Below are 19,910 nucleotides of genomic sequence, written 5' to 3'. Positions count from 1 at the left end.
AAAGCTTGATGCAAAATGGCGATTATGTTTCTATTAAATTAATATAATAATTAGTTTGGTCAAATTCACTCTTTTTGTTTATAGATTTCAAATTATATCCATTTTATTTTACTTCAATCATCACGGCATCTCCCTGACCGCTTCCAGAACAGATCGCTGCGATTCCAATCCCTCCTCCGCGACGGCGTAATTCGTACGCTAGTGTTAAAAGAATACGCGCGCCGCTTGCGCCGATTGGGTGACCAAGGGCAACAGCACCGCCATTTACATTCACTTTTTCCGGATCGATTTCCGCAATTTTTATACTAGCGAGTGCAACTACTGCGAATGCTTCATTAATTTCGAACAAGTCGATATCATCGACAGATTTCCCCGTCTTTTTCAATAGCTCAAGAATGACAAGGCCCGGTGTTATTGGAAAATTTTCTGCTTCAACCGCAACTTCTGCATGGCCAATGATGGTTGCAAGAACGCTTTTACCTTCTCTTTTTGCCCGTTCATCGCTCATCAGTACAAGCGCTGCAGCTCCATCATTAATTCCAGGTGCGTTGCCGGCTGTAATCGTTCCATCTTTGTCAAATACAGGAGGTAATGTTGCCAGAATCTCTTTCGTTGTGTCTTTTCGCGGTGATTCATCTTTATAAACGACAAGCGGGCTGCCTTTACGCTGTGGAATTTCAACCGCTGCAATCTCTTCTGCCATCTTGCCTTCTTCGATTGCTGCAATTGCTCTTTTATGGCTTCTCACAGCCCAATTGTCCTGTTCTTCACGCGATATTTCATACTCTTTCGCAATTTTGTTTCCGTACGTCCCCATATGAACACCAGTAAAACTGCATGACAGGCCATCATGAATCATTAAATCAACCATCTGTGCATTACCCATTCTTAACCCCCATCTTGCATTCTTCAATGCATATGGAGCGTTTGACATTGACTCCATGCCGCCTGCCAAAATGATTTCTTCATCGCCTGCCCGAATGATTTGATCAGCCATTGTTACACTGCGAAGACCGGATGCACAAACTTTATTCACTGTTTCTGTTTTAATGCTCCAAGGAATACCTGCTTCACGAGCTGCCTGGCGCGACGGGATCTGTCCCTGTCCAGCCTGAAGAACATTTCCGAAAATGACTTCATTTACATCTTCAGGCTTTACTTCTGCTCGCATTAAAGCCTCTTTCATCGAAATACCGCCAAGCTGTGATGCTGTTAATTGAGCAAGCGATCCGTTAAATTTCCCAATCGGGGTACGCGCGCCTTCTAAAATAACTGTCTTTACCATTTAATTCACCTCCGAAAGTTCAGGAGAAACTGTGAATTTTGCCTCTGTTTTTGCTATCACTTCATCAACTGAAACACCATCCATTGTTTCAATCAGCACCATCCCTTGATCTGTAAAGTCAAACACGGCTAAATCGGTAATCAATCGATGAACGACCCCTTTTCCAGTAAGAGGAAGCGTACATTCTTTCTTCACTTTCGATTCCCCGCTCTTGTTCAAATGTTCCATAATGACGATGACACGTTTCGCACCGTTTACAAGATCCATTGCTCCGCCCATACCTTTGACCATTTTCCCTGGAATCATCCAATTGGCTAAATCGCCGTTCTCTGAAACTTCCATACCTCCTAAAATAGCAAGATCAATATGTCCTCCACGAACCATTGCAAATGATTCGGCACTGTCAAAAAATGAAGCGCCAAGCACTGTAGTAATCGTTTCTTTACCAGCGTTAATCAAATCGGGATCTTCCTCCCCTTCAACCGGATAAGGTCCAATGCCAAGCAGCCCATTTTCTGAATGTAATAAGATGTTGAAATTGGACGGAATCTCATTGGCAATAAGTGTTGGCATTCCGATACCAAGATTGACAATCATTCCGTTTTCAATTTCCTTTACCGCACGCTTAACAATCTTTAATCGATTGTTAGACATCCTGATCACTCCTTCTCTTATTTAGTAACCACTGTTCTCCGCTCAATGCGTTTTTCATAATTCGTTCCTACCAGTAAGCGTTGAACATAAATACATGGTGTGTGAATTTCGTCCGGATCAAGCTCACCAGGTTCAACAATTTGTTCCACTTCCGCTATGGTGATTTTACCTGCCATCGCGGCAAGCGGATTAAAATTTCGCGCTGTTTTCCGATACACAAGATTCCCATAAGTATCAGCCTTCCACGCTTTTACAAAAGCAAAATCTGCAACGATGGCTTCCTCCAGCAAATATGTTTTTCCGTTGAACTCTCTTTCTTCTTTTCCTTTTGCGATCGGCGTTCCGACACCTGTTGCGGTATAAAAAGCCGGAATTCCTGCTCCGCCTGCTCTCATTCGTTCTGCAAGAGTACCTTGTGGAATAAGTTCTACTTCTAAATCGCCGCTTAAAAATTGCTGTTCAAAAATTTTATTTTCCCCTACGTAGGAAGCGACCATTTTTTTTATTTGTTTATTTTTGAGTAGAAGACCAAGTCCCCAATCATCGACACCACAATTGTTGCTGTAAATAGTCAAATTCTTTGTCCCCTTGTCACGTAAAGCTTGAATAGTCTTTTCTGGAATTCCGCACAACCCAAATCCGCCTACAACAATGGATGCACCGTCTTGAATGTCTGAAACCGCTTTCGAAAATGAATTCATGATTTTGTTCATGAACATCTCCTCCTTTCTTTGTCTTATGTAAGAGTTTACATTCCCATTATCTATAAGTAAAATAGATAAAAAGAATACAATTTATTCCAATAGTGAATAAATAAGGGGGGAGTATGGTGGAATTTCGTGATATTCAATCTTTCATTGATGTTGCCAATCATAACAGCTTTACAAAGGCTGCTGAATATTCCTACTTATCACAGCCTTCATTGAGCAAAGCCGTTAAAAAGCTTGAAGCTGAGCTGCGTGTTGAACTGATCGAAAGGTCAACTCGTCATCTCCGTTTGACAGATGCAGGTCAAATTGTATATCAGCAAGGAAAAAAATTGATTGAAACGTTGGAAGAAATGAAAATGTTATTAGATGAACTTTCTAATCTTGCGACTGGAGAGATTAAGATGGGGGTTCCGCCGCTCATTGGAACTTTGTTTTTTCCTTCTATTGCTAGAATGTTTCATCAAAACTATCCGAATGTGAAACTTGAACTTATAGAGCTTGGGGCAAAGGTCATCGAACAATTAGTGGAAGAAGGAGAGATTGACATTGGCATAGTTGTACTGCCTGTAGACGAATCCGTTTTTCATATTCATCCGTTTATTACAGAAGAATTTGTCTTGTTTATTCATCGCGACCACCCAATTGCACAAAAACAAACAGTTTCAGTACATGAATTAAAAGATGAACCGTTTATATTGTTTTCAAAAAACTTCAAACTCCACGATTACATCATCAACACATGTAAAAATGCAGGCTTTACTCCAATTGTTTCATATGAAAGCTCGCAATGGGATTTAATTCTTGAGCTTGTTTCATCAAAACTAGGTATTACTTTAATGCCGAAAATGATTTTTCATAAACAGAACAGCCCCAACATCACGATTGTTCCACTTAAAGATCCGCCTCTTCTTTGGAGACTCGGCATCATTACGAGAAAAGGTAGATATCACTCATTTGCTTTAAAAAAATTGCTGGAAATGCTTAAAGAAAATCCATTATGATTTTTCAAACGTATTTATCGTTTCGATAATGGGGACTTTCATCAAAGTATCAACTGTTTCCGGTGAAAATTTGAGAACATTCAAACTTGTTTTTTACTTAGAAACAAAATGAAACTGCAGTTATTGTTCATCAAATTTTCCATCATAAAATTAGGACGGTACAATAGTGGCTTTGTCATTCAAGTCGTCTTTGTTGTCCCTTGGAAAATTCCTTGTCGTTATTTTTATGTTTACTAGACTAAAAGATGGTCTATTTTTTTACAAAAAATCTCTTGATCGAGCTTAAGCTGTCTGTCGAATAGTATGGAGCAAGCAACAAAATTCTATGGGCAAATTGCAACAAATTCTTTTTTAGCTGTATTGTTGTACGAAAAAATTGTAGCGAAACAGTGTAGCGATTCACTACAATTCATCATTCTCTTTCACCATTCTCTAATTTACGAAAGCCTTTTCTCTCCTTAATTTTTTGATAATTTTTAATATTGGCACGAATGTTGCAAAGTAAAAAGCGAAAACAAAATCAATTTTTGAAAAAAGAAAGGAGAGAAATGGATGGAAGCAGTAACAACTCGCAATGCACAAATACTTGCTATCGATGCAGGGGGAACGATGACAGATACCTTCATTATTGACGACAATGGTGAATTTGTCGTCGGAAAAGCACAATCCACACCTGAAGATGAATCAATTGGTCTTCTCAACTCTGCAAGGGATGCACTAACTTACTGGAACACAACAGTAGAAGAAGAATTTCCTAAATTGCTTGCGGGTGTCTACTCCGGAACAGCGATGCTGAATCGTCTCGTGTCAAGGAAAGGACGCCGCGTCGGTCTGATCGTTAATAAAGGGATGGAGGATTTCCATCGAATGGGCCGGGCGATCCAGGCTTACCTAGGATATTCTTATTCAGACCGTTTACACTTGAATACTCATCGTTACGATCCTCCACTTGTACCGAGAGAATTGACAAGAGGCGTAACAGAAAGAGTCGATTTATTTGGAAACGTTGTCATTCCGCTTTATGAACATGAAGTGGAACCAGCAGTATTGGACCTTCTGGAACAGGATGTCGAAGCAATTGTGATCAGTTTGCTTCATTCTTACAAATATCCGCAGCATGAACGAAAAATTAGGGATATTGCAAAGGAAGTCATGAAGAAAGTCGGAAAAGAAGTGCCTGTGTTTGCATCGGTTGATTATTACCCTGTTAGAAAAGAGTCTCACCGCACAAATACAACCATTATTGAAGCATATGCAGCAGACCCGTCTCGGGAGACATTGTCGAAAATTGATAACATGTTAAGAAATCACGGGGCAAAATTTGATCTTCGGGTCATGGCCAGCCACGGTGGAACGATAAGTACGCGAGCAAATGAACTGGCAAGAACGCTCGTTTCAGGTCCGATTGGGGGAGTAGTTGGCGCGAAATATCTTGGTGAACAACTCGGTATTCGCAATATTGCATGCTCGGATATCGGCGGAACAAGTTTTGATATGGCGCTTATTACTCAAGGGGATTTGAGTATTAATACAAGCCCAGATATGGCAAGGCTTGTACTATCATTACCGCTTGTTTCCATGGATACTGTTGGAGCTGGGGCCGGCAGCTTTGTGCGAGTGGATCCGAACTTCAAATCATTAACACTTGGACCGGACAGCGCAGGTTCGAGAGTCGGCGTTTGTTATCCGGAAGGCGGTATAGAAACGGTAACAGTAACCGACTGCCACGTTGTTCTTGGACTAATCAACCCGGATAATTTCCTTGGCGGCGAGGTTAAGCTATATCCGGAAAGAGCCTATGAAGCATTGAAGAAGCAGGTCGCCGATCCGCTCGGATTATCTGTTGAAGACGCAGCATACGGTGTTATCGATCTGCTTGAGTCGCAACTGCGCAATTACCTTGAATCTATGATCCTTGGAAAAGGGTATTCGCCATCTCAATATGTATGCTTCTCTTATGGAGGCGGTGGTCCGCTTCATACTGCCGGCTACACAAAAGGTCTTGGCTTTGAAGATGTTCTAGTACCGGCGTGGGCAGCTGGATTTTCTGCTTTTGGCTGCGGTGCGGCAGACTTTGAATACCGCTATGATAAAACACTTGATATCAATGTAAACAACGGAGATGAAGACAGCAGTAAGCTGAAGGCAGGTAAAGAATTGCAGGATGCTTGGGATGAACTAATCGAAAAAGTGGCAGCTGAATTTGAGAAAAATAACTTTAAACGACAAGATGTGAGTTTCCGTCTTTATTTCCGCATGCAGTACCAAGGTCAGTTAAACGACCTTGAAATTGAATCGCCGATTCAAAAGTTTAAGGATATTAACGACTGGGAAGAGCTTGTCAAAGCATTCGAAGAAACGTATGCGAGAATTTACGCAAAAGCGGCCAAATCGCCTGAACTCGGTTACAGCATCACAGGAGCAATCGTACGCGGTATTGTTGAAGTGGCAAAGCCGAAAATTCCTGAGGAGCCTTTATCTGGAGAAACTCCGCCGTCAGAAGCGTTTCTTGGCCAGCGTGATGTGTATTGGAAGGGCGAGTGGATCAAAGCAAACATTTGGGAAATGGAAAAATTGAAGCCAGGGAACAAAATCGGTGCATTTTCAATTTTAGAATCACCAGCCACAACGTTTGTGATTCCACCTGGTTTTGAAACATATCTTGATGAGCATCGCATTTTCCACTTAAAAGAACTTTAAGGAAAAAGGAGGGTATTTTTTCATGACGATTACTGAAAAAACAATACAAAGCCAGAAAAATATTGGTTGGCACGGAAAAACACTCAAGCAAATGCGCAAAGAAATTGATGAAATCAGCCGAGAGACAGGACATTACGCAGGTTTAAAAACATTGCCATTAAAAGAGTCATATCCAATCCGCTATGAAAAGATCTTTTCAAAATTACGGGGAGGAGTTGTGCATGCAAGGGAAACGGCCAAAAGAGTGGCGGCCTCCCCGATTGTTGAGCAAGAAGGGGAATTATGCTTTACTTTATACACTCCTGAAGGAGATTCGATTGTAACTTCTACTGGAATTATCATTCACGTCGGGACGATGGGCGCAGCGATTAAATACATGATTAAAAACGATTATGAAGAGAATCCGGGAATTGAAGACGGAGATATTTTCTGTAACAATGATTGCCAGATCGGAAATGTGCACCCATGTGACGTTCATACAATTGTTCCAATCTTTTACGAGGGCGAGCTGATAGGCTGGGTTGGCGGAGTTACCCACGTAATTGATGTTGGGGCGACTGCACCAGGAAGTATGACCGTTGGACCAGTTAGCCGTTACGATGACGGTTATCAAGTGGCCTGCCGTAAAATCGGTAAAAATGATACGCTCTTAAAAGATTGGCTTATTGAAAGCCAGCGTTCTGTCCGAACAACAAAGTACTGGCTTCTTGATGAACGGACTCGCGTTGCCGGCTGCCATATGATCAGAGACCTTGTCCTTGATATTGTTAAGGAGGAAGGTGTCGACACTTATAAACAATTTATTCGCGAGGTAATTGAGGATGGACGGCGCGGTTTTGTCAATCAAGTAAAAACGTTGCTGATTCCGGGTAAATACCGCCAAGTTTCATTTGTGGACGTACCGTATAAAAACCTAGATGTTCCTCCTTACGCTCGTGTAAACACGATTATGCATGCCCCAACAGAACTGACTGTTCACAAAGATGGCAAGTTCCAAATCGACTTTGAAGGCGTTAACAGATGGGGATGGCACAGCTACAATGCTACACCTGTTTCGATTACGAGCGGAATATGGGTCATGATGTCGCAAACGCTCATCCCGAACGATCGGGTTAATGATGGCGCTTATTATGCGAGCCAGTTCGACTTGCCTTACGGTTCATGGCTAAATCCGGACGATATTCGGACCGCTCACAGCTATGCATGGCACTTCCTTGTATCTGCATGGAGTCCATTATGGCGTGCACTTAGCCGCAACTACTTTGCACGCGGGTATTTAGAAGAAGTTAACGCCGGAAATGCCAACACTTCTAACTGGCTGCAAGGAGGAGGATATAACCAATTTAACGAAAATCATACCGTTAACAGCTTCGAATCAGCAGCCGAAGGGGTCGGAGCAAGTGCGGTAAGAGACGGTATTAACCATGCGGCAGCCATCTGGAACCCTGAAGGTGATATGGGAGATATGGAAATTTGGGAGCTCGCAGAACCGCTTCTTTATTTGGGACGAAGCATAAAACCAAATACAGCAGGGTATGGAAAATACCGGGGAGGCAGCGGCTACGAGACTTTGCGGATGGTATATGGTGCAAAAGACTGGACAATGTTCTTTATGGGAAATGGCTATATGTCAAGTGACTGCGGTTTAATGGGAGGCTATCCAGCAGCATCAGGATACCGTTTTGAAGCACATGGAACGAATTTGAAAGAACGGATCGAAAAAAGACTGCCTATTCCTACAGGGGGAGACAGTGATCCGGATAATCCAGAATACGATACTTTAATGGAAGCAAAGGAAATTATCCGTGATAAGCAATCCATTACAACAGAAACAATTTTTGAAAATTACGATCTGTATTTAAATTACCTTCGTGGGGGACCTGGTTTTGGGGATCCGCTTGAGCGCAAGCCGAAAATGATTGAGGATGATTTAAATGAAGGACTGCTGCTGCCGCGTTATGCAGAAAGCGTTTACGGAGCAGTTGTCAGCAAAAATGAAAAAGGCAAGTATATCGTTGATGAAAAAGCGACAGAAAAACGCCGCAAAAAAATAAGAAAAGAGCGTCTAAAGCGCGGGGTTCCTGTAAAAGAATGGATGGAGCAGGAGAGACAAAAAATTCTAAACAAAGAAGCGGCTGTACAGGTTCGTCATATGTATGCCGGCAGCTTTGCCTTAAGTGAAAAATTTGCGAATGAGTTTAAACAGTTCTGGAATCTGCCGACAGAATGGCATTTATCAGAAGATGAGTTAGGTGTACCAACCTTCGGAGCAAAAATAAATCATCAGAAAAAAACGGGGTGAGAACATGGCACAATATGATCGTAAGACGATTGAAGAGCTGATCGACGGAACAATTGATTTTTACAAATTAAAAGAAATGCTTTCAAATTTTAAGGATACTGACCGATTTGATAAATATATCAGCATTTTGCAGGAAAGAGTTCCATGGGATGATCCAATTCTATTGCCGGCTGGACTTCACCTTTATATCGTTTTGAAGCCAGATGGCAAACGAGTCGTAAAGTGTGATTGCGGACATGAATTTTGTGAGGCAAGTGACAACTGGAAACTTCATGCGCTTATACACGTTCGTGATACAGAGGAAAAAATGGTGGAGCTGTATCCGAAGCTGCTTGCTCCAGATCCGGAGTGGCAGGTTATACGTGAATACTATTGCCCAAATTGTGCAAGTCAACTGGAGGTAGAAGCTGTAACACCTTGGTATCCAATCTTAAAAGATTTTGAACCAGATATTGATGCATTTTACAATGAATGGCTGAAGCGTCCGATACCTCAAGTGAAATAAACCATCAACCAGGAGTTCGTTTCTGACTAAAGGCTGACACAATCGAACAGCAAGTGGATAACCTAGTGTTTTCATCACAAAGGTTATCCACTTTTATTTAAAGCAGTTTTAAAAAAACTATAGAAAGTTGACACATTATTTCATTTTTAGAGAGAATACCATAAAGAAACAGAATTTTTTACGACAAGCAGTTCAAAACGTATTGCTCAAAATTAATCTGTCGCATGCACACTTGAGCAAATGCGTTAAACATTTGACATCGTTTTGATAAAGCGATGGTGAACGCATGAATTTGATTCAAAAGATTAAAAATGCGAATCTAGACACTTGATATCTTCGAGTAAATACGTTAATAATTGTGGTAACACTTGTCACTTCCTTGCTTATCATCACTGGTGTGTAATTCCTTAAGAACTACGGGGGTGGTAAGTTTTTTGCTTTTAAAGCCCCGAATAAAGTATTTTTATAATCTATTTTCGAAAAATTTTGATAATATGTTCAAGAGGAGGGGGGAGTACATGGGCAATCCATATATATCTATTTTCTCTACGCACAACTTGCCAGATAAAAAAAGAGATTTGGAAACTTTATGGGAAATGTTTGTGGAAAGATCGTGGGAAGATAAAATATCGGGCAAAATACGAAAAAATGTTTTAGATTCTTGGAGCCGCTGTCAGGAAACTGGAGTTGACCCGATGCAATTGCAAACGAAGGCAGCTTTAACAGAATACGAATTAAATCATCTGTTAAAAGGATCTGAGCTATATCAAATTGCGAAACCGATTATTGATAATTTATTTTATAAGTTGAAAGGTACTAGGTATCTTATCACGCTGACGGATGAAAACGGTTGCATAATTTATTTGAAAGGTGAACCGTATGTTTTGCGGGAAGCGGAAAAAATGAATTTCACAGTTGGCATGGACTGGAGCGAAAATGCAGCAGGTACAAATGCGATTGGAACGTGTATCGTCACCCAAAATCCCATTCAAATTTTTTCTGCAGAACACTTTTGTCAAGGATGTCATCCATGGACATGTTCTTCAGCTCCTATCATTCATCCCTTCACAAAAGAGGTCATCGGTGTCATCGATTTTACAGGATTTTGGGAAGATGCTCAGCCTCATACACTTGGTTTAGCTGTATCCACTGCACAAGTGATTGAAAAACAGCTTGCATACGTCTATATGAAAGTGAATAACTATTTAATAGATTATTTTTTTCAATGCGCAAATAAATGGAAAAACGATCATATTCTAGTACTGAACCATGCCTTTTATGTTGTGAAGAGCAGTGAAAAGCTAATGGAATTATTTAACCTGAAACATGCAGGAGATTTGGCGGTAAATCCTGATTTTCATCCTTTAATAAATGAGATGAAAAGGATGTCCAAATTCTCTGCGAAAAACGATATTTCCAGCGATTTGATGGTTCGAGATTTCAAGGTTTTAGCAATCGAGCCGATTCATTTTAAAGGGGAAGTTGCTGGATATATGGTCGTGTTGAAGGATAACAAAAAGGTATTCCGTACCACTGCGCGATACATTCTCAAGGATGAACCATGGAACGATATTATTGGGACATCGGATGCATTGTTAACAGCACTAAACAAATGTTATAAAGCTGCTCCTTCAAATGTTCCGATTCTTCTGTTGGGAGAAAGCGGTACAGGAAAGGAAAAAATTGCAAAATCAATACATCAATCTAGTCAGAGAAGAGACAAACCTTTTTTAGCAATAAACTGTGGCGCAATTCCGAAAGAATTGATTGGAAGTGAACTGTTCGGTTACGAAAGTGGAACTTTTACCGGAGGTTCGAAAGAAGGGAAGAAAGGAAAATTTGAGGAAGCAAACGAAGGAACCTTGTTTTTAGATGAAATCGGCGAGATGCCACTAGATCTGCAAGTCCATTTGCTTAGGGTGCTGCAAGAAAAGGAGATTATGAGGCTGGGTTCATCTCAAACGATTCCAATCAATGTGAGAATTATTGCTGCAACGAATAAGAACTTATATGCCTTGTGTAAACAAGGGCTTTTTCGCGAAGACTTATTTTTTAGACTTAACGTTGTTACGGTTAATATTCCTCCTCTTCGTGAGCGAAGGGAAGATATTCCTCTGATTGCTGATTATTTCTTAAAAAAATTTGCAAAAAAGTATGCGAGAGAATCCCTTTCCATTGCGCAAGAAACTTTAAATTACTTTTTAGAATATTCGTGGCCCGGCAACATAAGAGAAATGCAAAATGTCATTGAGTATGCCGTCATATTTAGTGATTCTCCTGTTATTAGGATAGAAGACTTACCGGCATACTTTATTGAAAACAGAATGAGCCTCTCCATCAATAACCAGCTTAAAGATTTATCTTTAATAGAAGTCGAAGAGCAAAAAGTGCTTGTCAGGCTTTTAGAGGAAACAGGCTGGAATTTATCAGCTGTCGCCAAAAAAATGAATATTGCCAGGTCCACTCTTTATCGGAAGTTAAAAAAATATCAGCTAAAACAAACATAAGCCGATTTTCTCGCGTAAATCCAATCATATTCACTAAACTCTTCACATGTCATCACATCTCAAATTTTTTAAAACAAAAAAATGCCTAGGCAAGGCGCTTTTTTTTACGGTGTCATAGATAATAGAAGCTAGTGTGTTGAAAATAAAAAGATCCTCAAACAAAGCTATCATACCTTATCCATTCCTTCCATACAATTGAAATGAACGACGATCATGGGAGGATGGATGATGCAATTTTATTACGGTCAGCAAATGCCGCTTCGCATATTGGATGAAGCGGAGTTTTGGAAGCATCAAGAGGAAGAGCATACTGTTGTGATCCGAGAGCTGGTGGCAAATTTAGAGCAAAACTATGTAGATGCTTTGTTAAATTGGGAAGAAGAATTGTCGAAGACGCATCAAAAGGTTGTGCGCTATATTGAGTCTGTCATACGCTCCCCTTACTATATTCCAGCAAAGCTTTATCAACGAGTATTGAATTTGGTGTCATTTTGCTTAAAGCAAAGTCTCGATTTTATTAAATTATGCCGGCAAATTAAAACGGAAAGCGCTGCTGTTCGAAAAAATCCGACCGCCAAAGTTGTTTTGAACCATATTATTCGTGAATCAGAATATTTTGTCGGCATAGCGCAAGTGCTGTTGTATGGCAGCAAGTAAATTTTCAAGGGAATTCCTTTTTTGAAGGAGTTTCCTTTTTGTTTTCCTGGATTTTATTATTATATCTATGATATGCAATTTCGAGAGTATGAGGATATTTTTACATACTATGGAATACTAGTAAGAAAAAATTTTATTTATAAAAACCGCTGGAATATTGATTTTTATGCGGTTTTTACATTAACTAATTAGATATAGGAATTGTTATTGTTAGTTATAGGATTTAGTTAAAGACATCGGTTAGATTAAACCGGTGTCTTTAATTATAGAGGTTGTTATTTAGAAATGTTGAATTCTAAAATCACAGGGTAATTATTTTGGAGAGAAAAAGGGAGGAGTTCAGTATTTTAATTAATTGGTACATGATTTGAGAAATGTCCGACATTTCTTTTGAAAAGCCGTTGACATTCTTTTATAGTTTCAGTAGGTTGATAGTAGATTACAAAGGGTGGGATGTCAGTGAAGGCTTTTTTATTCAGAGTGTTCGTTTTTGCCGTTTTATGGACGTACTTTTTATTTTCAGCTTTTTTGGATCATTCAGCACATCTCACCTTATTGGTATTTTTAAGTGCTTGTACAATTGGCTGCTATTTTTTTCTGCCTGTTGTCAAAAATACTCTTCTGTTGTACATCATCGTGGATCTTTTCATTTTGTCAGCGGGATGGCTTCAGTCTGCTGCAGGCAATCATGCCTCTCTTTTATTAATTTTATATATTTATGTCGAAGCAATTTTTCAGCTGAAAAAACAGTCCTTTCGTCTGTTTGCCGTCATTCATGTTTCTGTTTCGATCCTGATCGCCTTATTCCTTCCTAATCCTTTTGAATGGCTGACGGCGTTTGCTATATTTACTTTCATTTCTGTTGTTTTAAATGAATATATCTTTGAAAGGAAGGAACAAAGGGAGCTGTATGAACAACTATTGGGAGAATATAGAGGATTAAAGCGTATCAGCTATGAAAATGAGCGGTCGGCCAGATTGGAAGAACGAACGAGAATTGCCCGTGATATTCATGATTCTGTCGGGCATAAATTAACGGCATTGCTGATGCAGCTTGAGATGCTTTCGATCAAAGAGAAAAGGAAGGAATATGAAGAATTAAAATCTTTAGTTCGCGAAAGTTTAGAGGAAACGAGACATGCAGTTAGGGCGCTAAAAATGGATGAAAGTGAAGGGATTTCGTCAGTGCTTCAGCTCATTCGTAAGCTGGAATCGGAAAGTCATATTATGGTGCATTTTACGACGAAGCAAGGGGTTTTGTCGGCCCGTCTTACTAATCAGCAAAATGTCGTTTTGTACCGAGTCATCCAAGAGGCGCTAACGAATGCGATGCGGCATGCGCAATCAAGGGAAGTGTATATCATACTAGGAAAAAATGCGATCGGTGACTTGGAATTTACGATAAAAAACCGGATATCGGATGCCAAACCGTTTCAAAAAGGCTTCGGTTTAACGAATATGAAAGAGCGTGTGAAAGAAGCTGGAGGAAGCTTGAACATATTTCAAACAAATGATGAGTTTGTTGTTCATGGGACTTTGCCAATAAAGGAGTATGAATGATGACCATCCGTATTTTACTTGTTGAAGATCAAGCCATTGTCCGCCAGGGCTTGAAAATGATGATCGAACAGGACGAGCAATTAAAAGTAGTCGCGGAAGCTGAGCATGGGTTAAAAGCAATCGAAATAATGGAAAAGACAATTGTAGATCTGATATTAATGGATATTCGCATGCCAGTTATGAACGGAGTAGAAGCGACTAAAAAAATAAAAGAGCGGTGGCCTGATGCGAAAATTCTTATTTTAACAACGTTTAATGATGAGGAATATGCCGTACAGACGTTGAAGGATGGGGCAAGTGGTTTTTTGCTGAAGACATCTGAACCGACAAAGCTGATTGATGCGATACATAGCTGCATGAAAGGCGGAATGTCCATTCATGAAGATGTAGCGGCAAAAATGATACCGAAGCTGCTGGAAAAGCCAAAAAAAGAGATGGTGAACGTGCCTTTAACACCGCGTGAGCTGGCGATTGTGAAGCTTGTCGGCGAAGGAAAAACGAACAAAGAAATTGCGTCTGACCTTCATTTGTCCGTCGGAACTGTCAAAAACCATATGACGCAAATTTTAAATAAACTTGGGCTGCGGGATAGAACACAGCTCGCTATTTATGCCATTAAACATGATATTTGCTAGCTGTTTGATTAGGATCGGCTATTTAGGCCGGTCTTTTTTTGTATTGAAATAATGCCGTGAAATTTTAAAGCTCTATGTTAATGAAGCGTTCATAATTGAAAAATGTTTGCTTCGACTCGGAATGTTTGCTGATTTTCAGCGCTATTCCTAGAGACTTTGTAAATGTATGACCTAAGTCATAGTTTTTCAGTGAAAAGAGTGACTGCAGATAGTATGTGAGAAAGTGCGGACGCTGTAATATACAAATAGAACGTTGAGAGGGAGGATAAAAAATGCTGGAAGCTGTTGAAATAACGAAAAGGTTTAAACAAACGCATGCTGTAAACGGTGTGAATTTATTTTTGGAAAGAGGGGAAATCATCGGGCTTTTGGGGCCAAACGGCGCCGGCAAATCGACCACCATTTCAATTATTTCTACTCTGATTCCGCCGACAAGCGGTGATGTTCGTTTGCATAACGAAAGTGTCATCAAAAGGCCGGAAAAGCTCAGAAAAATTTTAGGGGTTGTACCGCAAGAAATTGCATTATATCCCGATTTATCAGCGCGGGAAAATTTGCTGTTTTTCGGCAAAATTTATCGGCTGTCAGGTTCGCAATTAAAACAGAAGGTAGAGGAAGTTTTGGAAATGATCGGTTTAACGGATCGCCAGCATGATCTTGTCAAAAATTTTTCAGGCGGAATGAAGAGAAGATTGAACATCGGGGCTGCCTTGCTGCACGAACCTGAATTGATCATTATGGATGAACCGACAGTCGGCATTGATCCGCAATCAAGAAATTATATTTTGGAAACGGTCAAAAGGTTAAATAAAGAGAAAAAAATGACCGTATTGTACACGAGCCATTATATGGAGGAAGTCGAATTTTTATGCAATCGCATTTACATTATGGATAAAGGGAATATTTTGGCGGCCGGTACTAAAGAGGAGATAAAAAATATTTTATCGGCAGAAAACACAATCCAAATTACTGTCGAGCGCGTGAACGATTCATTTATTCAAGCGCTGCGTGATCATCCGGTTGTCAATCGCGTGACTGTGCAAGATCGGGTAATTACCGTATTAACGCCAAAGGAAGCGAATGCTTTTTCCATATTGTTCAAAATTGCTGAGGAAACAAACACAATGTTGACATCTATCGAGATTAAAACACCTACTTTGGAAGATGTGTTTCTTCATTTAACTGGAAGAGCATTACGAAATTAAAAGGGTGATGACCATGATTGGACAATTTATTAAGAAACAATTTTTAATAATGATCCGCAATAAGCAGGAATTGCTTCTTCTATTAGTAATGCCGTTCACTCTTATATCTATTTTAGGTTTTGCGCTCACAAGTGTAATGGACAGCAAAAAAATGGATATTCAAGCGAAAGTAGCGATTGTCGAACATGGCAATGAACAAAAGGACTTCGAAAAATTCGCCAACGACGTAAAAAACGTGCAAATGCCGGATGAGGAAAAGGAATTTCTATTAAAACAAGTGGAAAAAATGATGCCTATTTCCATTTTAAAACAAGAAATTTTAGGCTCAAAAGAGCTAGAACCGTATATACAAATGGCAGAGTTTCAGCCTTCTGAATTGGAGGAAATTCGTGAAAATGACAAATATACAGTCATTGTTGAAGTGCCGGAGCATTTTTCATACACGTTGTTAAACCATTTAATATTTGGTGAGAAAACGAAGCCGAAGCTTAGTATATATGTCAACGAAGGCAAAGAAATTACAGCCCAATTTGTTCAAGAACTCATCACTGAATTTCAAGAGCAATATTCTTTGATTTCTAAACTGGATCAGGCTGGCTTAAACGAATCACTTGAACTGCCTGTCGTAAAAGTAAAGGGAGAAATGGAAACCGTGACAAAACGGGAGCCTATTAATTCTTTTACTTATTATACAGTCGGCATAAGCGTTATGTTTGTGTTGTATCTGGCCTCGTATATTTCGTCTCATGCTTTGCAAGAAAAACAGTCGAACGCATTCCATCGTTTGTTGCTTGCCAATGTACCGAAAAATTTATACATGGCTGCTATTTTCATAACTTCCTTGATCATTGCCTTTTTTCAGCTCTCCTTGTTATATGCTTTAGCAGCCGTTTTTTACAGTGTCAAGTGGCCGGATCTCGTCTCGTTTATCATTGTTACGCTTGCTCTTTGTGTGGCAGTCGGAGGAATAGGAACCTTTTTAACATCATTGAGCTATCGAATAAATTCAGATAATGTTTCCATTTTCTTCTCAAGCGGAGTCGTTTCTATTTTGGCTTTTCTTGGCGGCAGCTATTTCCCGGTTTCGCAAATGTCGGAATTTATGCACAAATTGGGGGATATGACGCCAAATGGAGCCGGCATGACAGCTTATTTAAAAATTTTGCAAGGCTATGATCTGTCGCAATTTATTTGGCCTGTCATATACTTATGTCTTTTCGGTTTTGTTATGTTCGTATTGAGCTTGCTAGTTTTCCCAAAAAGGGGTGAAATGGCGTGATCGGAGTTTTGACAGCAAAGCTGCGTCTTTTTATCCGGAAGCCTTGGCTATTTTTAATGGTGTCGATCCTTTCTGTCGTTTTTGCTATGCTCATCAGTTCCGTAAACAAACAGACTATAGTTGTTCCAGTATACAGCGCACTGCCTGAAAGTGAAGTGAAGGAAATCATTCGCTCTCTTGAGCAGTATAATCTATTTTCGTTTAAAAGGATGAAAAAAGAGGAAGTTGAAAAGCTGGTTGGCGAAGGTAAGGCGGAAGCAGGTGTGGAGCTTAAAAAGGACGATTTCCGCATAATCGTTGCTTCCAATACCCCCAATAGCTATTTGGTTCAGCAAACGGTTCAAAAAGTTTACGCAAAAGCATTACAATCCAAGTCGATCATCGATCAGGTGAAGGAAAAACAAGGAGAATCAAGCGCAAAGCAAGTGGCAAAATCGCTTACGGAAGCGAAAAACGATCCGGTGTTTACCGTAGAGACAAAACATTTCCGTGCGGATGAAACTGTTATCATCAACAGCAAAATGCAATCGATTTTCGGCAGTGTCTTATTTTTTGTCATTTATACGATTGCTTACAACGTTTTCAATATATTAATGGAGAAGCGAAACGGCATTTGGGATCGAATGATTTTGTCGCCGGTCAAAAAATGGGAGATGTATGCCGGAAATTTAATTTACAGTTTTGCAACCGGCTATATTCAGGTGGCGCTCATTTTTGCAGTCTTTCACTTTGTGTTTGATGTAGATTTCAGCGATAAATTTTGGTTTGTGCTCGTATTGCTCATCCCTTATGTACTGGCAATTGTCGCAATATCAATTTTTATAGTAGGAATTGTCAATAATGAGCAGCAGTTTCATGCGGTGCTTCCGCTTGTTTCTGTCAGCATGGCGATGCTCGGAGGAGCTTATTGGCCGCTGGAAATTGTTTCTTCGGATGCACTTCTCTTGCTTTCAAAATTTGTCCCCGTTACGTATGGAATGGACCTGTTAAAAGGGGCGGTAGTTTACGGCTACTCATTCAGCGATTTGCTCTATCCGATGAGCATCCTATTCTTGATGGCTGTTGTGTTCATGGGGTTAGGGATCAACATTATGGAGCGGAAACGGGCTTAAGCGGTCAGCTTCCATTTGTAAAATATATGCGGCTCCCGCCTTAATCGTTGGCGGGAGCAAAATTTTGCATTTGTCGGCTGACAAGCTTTTGATACAACGGATGGGACTGCAACAGCTCATTATGTGTTCCCTGACCGGTAATTTTACCATTTTCGAGGACGATGATTAAATCTGCATTAATAATAGTTGAAAGTCGATGGGCGATGACAAATGTTGTACGATTTTTCATAAGATGAAGGAGAGCGTTTTGCACTTTTTGCTCGGAGTTGCTGTCTAAATTGGATGTAGCTTCATCCAGCAGAAGAATTTTTGGATTTCTCAACAGTGCCCTCGCGATGGCAATGCGCTGACGCTGCCCACCGGATAGCTTGATCCCTCTTTCGCCGACTTCCGTTTCATAGCCGTCTTGCATTTGTTCGATGAATTCATCTACATTAGCCAATTGCGCGGCTTTTCTCACTTCTTCTTCGCTGACTGTACGATTTAGCCCGTAGCAAATATTTTCACGAATCGTGCCAGACATAATCGGGCTTTCTTGAGAAACGTAACCGATCTGTTGGCGCCACTCAAAAAGCGGAAATTCGCGAATGTCGGTATTCCCTAATTTTATTGCCCCGTTTGTTGGCTGATAGAACCGTTCAATAAGGGAAAAAATAGTTGTTTTACCAGCACCGCTTGGTCCGACGATCGCGACGGTTTGGCCGGGCTTCACTTCAAAATGAACGTTTTGCAAAATCGTTTTTCCTTTTTCATAAGCAAACGAAATGTTTTGAAACACGATTGGTTTATGAACATCAATTCTTGTATTTCCATTATTATGTTCTGTTTCTGTATTCAAAAGCTGCTGAATTCGTTCTGTCGCACCCATTGCCTTTTGGAAAGCTGTAAAAAATCCTGCCATTTGGCTAAAAGGTACAATAATTTGCACCATATATATTATGATGGCAACGAGCGAACCTGCGGATAATTCCCCTCTGGCAACACGAATTCCTCCATAGCCGATAATGACGACTAACACCGCCATAATAATCGTTGTCATTAAAGGTGAAATAATCGCTTGGATTTTTGCTTCCTTCAAGCCGAATCGGAACAACTGCTGAATTTTTTGATTTCCGTTTTGTTTTTCGACAGGTTCGGCAATGTTTGATTTTACCAACCGGATATCACTCAGCACGCGGCCTAGATTGCCGCTGAAAGTGGCCATTTCGTCTTGGGTTTGCATGGAAATTTTATAGATTTTCTGTCCAAGTGGAAGAACCAATACGATAGCAAGCGGTACAAAAATAAACAGAATGAGCGTCATTTTCCAATCAATGATAATTAAAATAGCGACAGCCCCTAAGACCGTAACAATTCCTGAAACGAAATTAGCTAAATGCTCGGTCACGAGCGACTTTACTGTATAAGTGTCCTGTGTTATGCGGCTCATCAATTCTCCAGATTCATGGCGGTCAAAATAAGGTATCGGCAAATACAGCACATGGTTCCAAAGCTTTAAACGGATTTTTGCCACAATATATTCGCCAATATAAGACATAAGATAATAGGAGAAGCCTGATGTGGCTGACTGAAGAATAAAAACTGCAATCAATAAAAAGATTAAATGAGTTTCAATACTTGAGGTTGAAAAACGATCAATCAAATCCCGTGTAAAGATCGGAACGACTAATCCTGTAGCTGCTTCCAAAAGACTTAATGCGATTGCCGCAACAAAAATCCAGAAAGGAGGGTTAGCCATTTTTATCAGCTTTTTAAAATTTTGCCAGGAAGTTTGATTTTTTTCAAAATTATCCACAAT

The 19,910-nt window shown here is 40.2% G+C and carries 15 protein-coding genes; 11 read left to right on the top strand and 4 right to left on the bottom strand.

Annotated features, from left to right (window positions below; translation table 11 throughout):
- Positions 1-103: 103 nt before the first annotated feature.
- Genes NSQ94_RS15925 through NSQ94_RS15915 form a run of 3 tightly spaced genes read right to left on the bottom strand, consistent with a single transcriptional unit; the run spans position 104 to position 2,658 of the window.
- The gene (locus NSQ94_RS15925; protein ID WP_339229656.1) at positions 104-1,285 is read right to left on the bottom strand and encodes an acetyl-CoA C-acetyltransferase; all 1,182 of its coding nucleotides are present in this window, start codon (positions 1,283-1,285) and stop codon (positions 104-106) included.
- Positions 1,286-1,939 (bottom strand): CoA transferase subunit B, encoded by a 654-nt coding sequence (locus tag NSQ94_RS15920; protein WP_063389241.1) that lies wholly within the window; start codon positions 1,937-1,939, stop codon positions 1,286-1,288.
- Between the two features lie 17 nt (positions 1,940-1,956).
- Entirely contained in the window at positions 1,957-2,658 is a 702-nt protein-coding gene (locus NSQ94_RS15915) for a CoA transferase subunit A (RefSeq protein WP_144598058.1), read from the bottom strand.
- 110 nt (positions 2,659-2,768) lie between these two features.
- Here NSQ94_RS15915 and NSQ94_RS15910 point away from each other — a divergent pair, with 110 nt between their 5' ends.
- From NSQ94_RS15910 to NSQ94_RS15860, 11 genes are all read left to right on the top strand, one after another.
- Complete coding sequence (locus NSQ94_RS15910; RefSeq protein ID WP_144598057.1) at positions 2,769-3,650, top strand: LysR family transcriptional regulator; 882 nt, start codon at positions 2,769-2,771, stop codon at positions 3,648-3,650.
- 552 nt (positions 3,651-4,202) lie between these two features.
- Positions 4,203-6,350 (top strand): hydantoinase/oxoprolinase family protein, encoded by a 2,148-nt coding sequence (locus NSQ94_RS15905; protein WP_063389238.1) that lies wholly within the window; start codon positions 4,203-4,205, stop codon positions 6,348-6,350.
- A 22-nt stretch (positions 6,351-6,372) separates the two neighbouring features.
- Complete coding sequence (locus tag NSQ94_RS15900; RefSeq protein ID WP_339229654.1) at positions 6,373-8,652, top strand: hydantoinase B/oxoprolinase family protein; 2,280 nt, start codon at positions 6,373-6,375, stop codon at positions 8,650-8,652.
- A 4-nt stretch (positions 8,653-8,656) separates the two neighbouring features.
- Positions 8,657-9,157, top strand: a complete 501-nt coding sequence (locus NSQ94_RS15895) for an acetone carboxylase subunit gamma (RefSeq protein ID WP_144598056.1) — start codon at positions 8,657-8,659, stop codon at positions 9,155-9,157.
- 518 nt (positions 9,158-9,675) lie between these two features.
- Complete coding sequence (locus NSQ94_RS15890) at positions 9,676-11,664, top strand: sigma-54-dependent Fis family transcriptional regulator (protein ID WP_066246779.1); 1,989 nt, start codon at positions 9,676-9,678, stop codon at positions 11,662-11,664.
- A 228-nt stretch (positions 11,665-11,892) separates the two neighbouring features.
- Positions 11,893-12,321 (top strand): DUF2935 domain-containing protein, encoded by a 429-nt coding sequence (locus tag NSQ94_RS15885; RefSeq protein ID WP_063389235.1) that lies wholly within the window; start codon positions 11,893-11,895, stop codon positions 12,319-12,321.
- A 459-nt stretch (positions 12,322-12,780) separates the two neighbouring features.
- Positions 12,781-13,881 carry a sensor histidine kinase gene (locus NSQ94_RS15880; RefSeq protein ID WP_339229652.1) on the top strand — a complete coding sequence of 367 codons (1,101 nt, stop codon included), beginning with the start codon at positions 12,781-12,783 and terminating at the stop codon, positions 13,879-13,881.
- Positions 13,881-14,516 carry a response regulator transcription factor gene (locus NSQ94_RS15875; RefSeq protein WP_339230757.1) on the top strand — a complete coding sequence of 212 codons (636 nt, stop codon included), beginning with the start codon at positions 13,881-13,883 and terminating at the stop codon, positions 14,514-14,516. The genes NSQ94_RS15880 and NSQ94_RS15875 overlap by 1 nt, the downstream gene beginning before the upstream one ends.
- 272 nt (positions 14,517-14,788) lie before the next feature.
- Positions 14,789-15,721, top strand: coding sequence for an ABC transporter ATP-binding protein (locus tag NSQ94_RS15870; RefSeq protein WP_327848465.1), 933 nt, complete (start codon positions 14,789-14,791; stop codon positions 15,719-15,721).
- A gap of 13 nt (positions 15,722-15,734) precedes the next feature.
- Positions 15,735-17,000, top strand: a complete 1,266-nt coding sequence (locus NSQ94_RS15865; RefSeq protein ID WP_063389231.1) for an ABC transporter permease — start codon at positions 15,735-15,737, stop codon at positions 16,998-17,000.
- Complete coding sequence (locus NSQ94_RS15860; RefSeq protein ID WP_339229650.1) at positions 16,997-18,112, top strand: ABC transporter permease; 1,116 nt, start codon at positions 16,997-16,999, stop codon at positions 18,110-18,112. Before NSQ94_RS15865 ends, NSQ94_RS15860 begins: the two co-directional genes overlap by 4 nt.
- Before the next feature lie 40 nt (positions 18,113-18,152).
- On the opposite strand, the gene NSQ94_RS15855 is transcribed toward NSQ94_RS15860, so the two are convergent.
- Positions 18,153-19,850: an ABC transporter ATP-binding protein gene (locus tag NSQ94_RS15855; RefSeq protein WP_339195670.1), complete on the bottom strand. Its 1,698-nt coding sequence runs from the start codon at positions 19,848-19,850 to the stop codon at positions 18,153-18,155.
- Positions 19,851-19,910: the final 60 nt, after the last annotated feature.

The sequence above is a fragment of the Aeribacillus sp. FSL K6-2833 genome (genome assembly GCF_037965815.1).
Lineage (GTDB): Bacteria > Bacillota > Bacilli > Bacillales > Aeribacillaceae > Aeribacillus > Aeribacillus composti.
This window is presented reverse-complemented; position numbering and strand designations above follow the sequence as displayed.

Coding starts and splice junctions, on each gene's coding strand:
- NSQ94_RS15925 (WP_339229656.1), bottom strand. CDS start 1,285: ATGGTAAAGACAGTTATTTTAGAAGGCGCGCGTACCCCGATTGGGAAA.
- NSQ94_RS15920 (WP_063389241.1), bottom strand. CDS start 1,939: ATGTCTAACAATCGATTAAAGATTGTTAAGCGTGCGGTAAAGGAAATT.
- NSQ94_RS15915 (WP_144598058.1), bottom strand. CDS start 2,658: ATGTTCATGAACAAAATCATGAATTCATTTTCGAAAGCGGTTTCAGAC.
- NSQ94_RS15905 (WP_063389238.1), top strand. CDS start 4,203: ATGGAAGCAGTAACAACTCGCAATGCACAAATACTTGCTATCGATGCA.
- NSQ94_RS15900 (WP_339229654.1), top strand. CDS start 6,373: ATGACGATTACTGAAAAAACAATACAAAGCCAGAAAAATATTGGTTGG.
- NSQ94_RS15895 (WP_144598056.1), top strand. CDS start 8,657: ATGGCACAATATGATCGTAAGACGATTGAAGAGCTGATCGACGGAACA.
- NSQ94_RS15890 (WP_066246779.1), top strand. CDS start 9,676: ATGGGCAATCCATATATATCTATTTTCTCTACGCACAACTTGCCAGAT.
- NSQ94_RS15885 (WP_063389235.1), top strand. CDS start 11,893: ATGCAATTTTATTACGGTCAGCAAATGCCGCTTCGCATATTGGATGAA.
- NSQ94_RS15875 (WP_339230757.1), top strand. CDS start 13,881: ATGACCATCCGTATTTTACTTGTTGAAGATCAAGCCATTGTCCGCCAG.
- NSQ94_RS15870 (WP_327848465.1), top strand. CDS start 14,789: ATGCTGGAAGCTGTTGAAATAACGAAAAGGTTTAAACAAACGCATGCT.
- NSQ94_RS15865 (WP_063389231.1), top strand. CDS start 15,735: ATGATTGGACAATTTATTAAGAAACAATTTTTAATAATGATCCGCAAT.
- NSQ94_RS15855 (WP_339195670.1), bottom strand. CDS start 19,850: ATGGCTAACCCTCCTTTCTGGATTTTTGTTGCGGCAATCGCATTAAGT.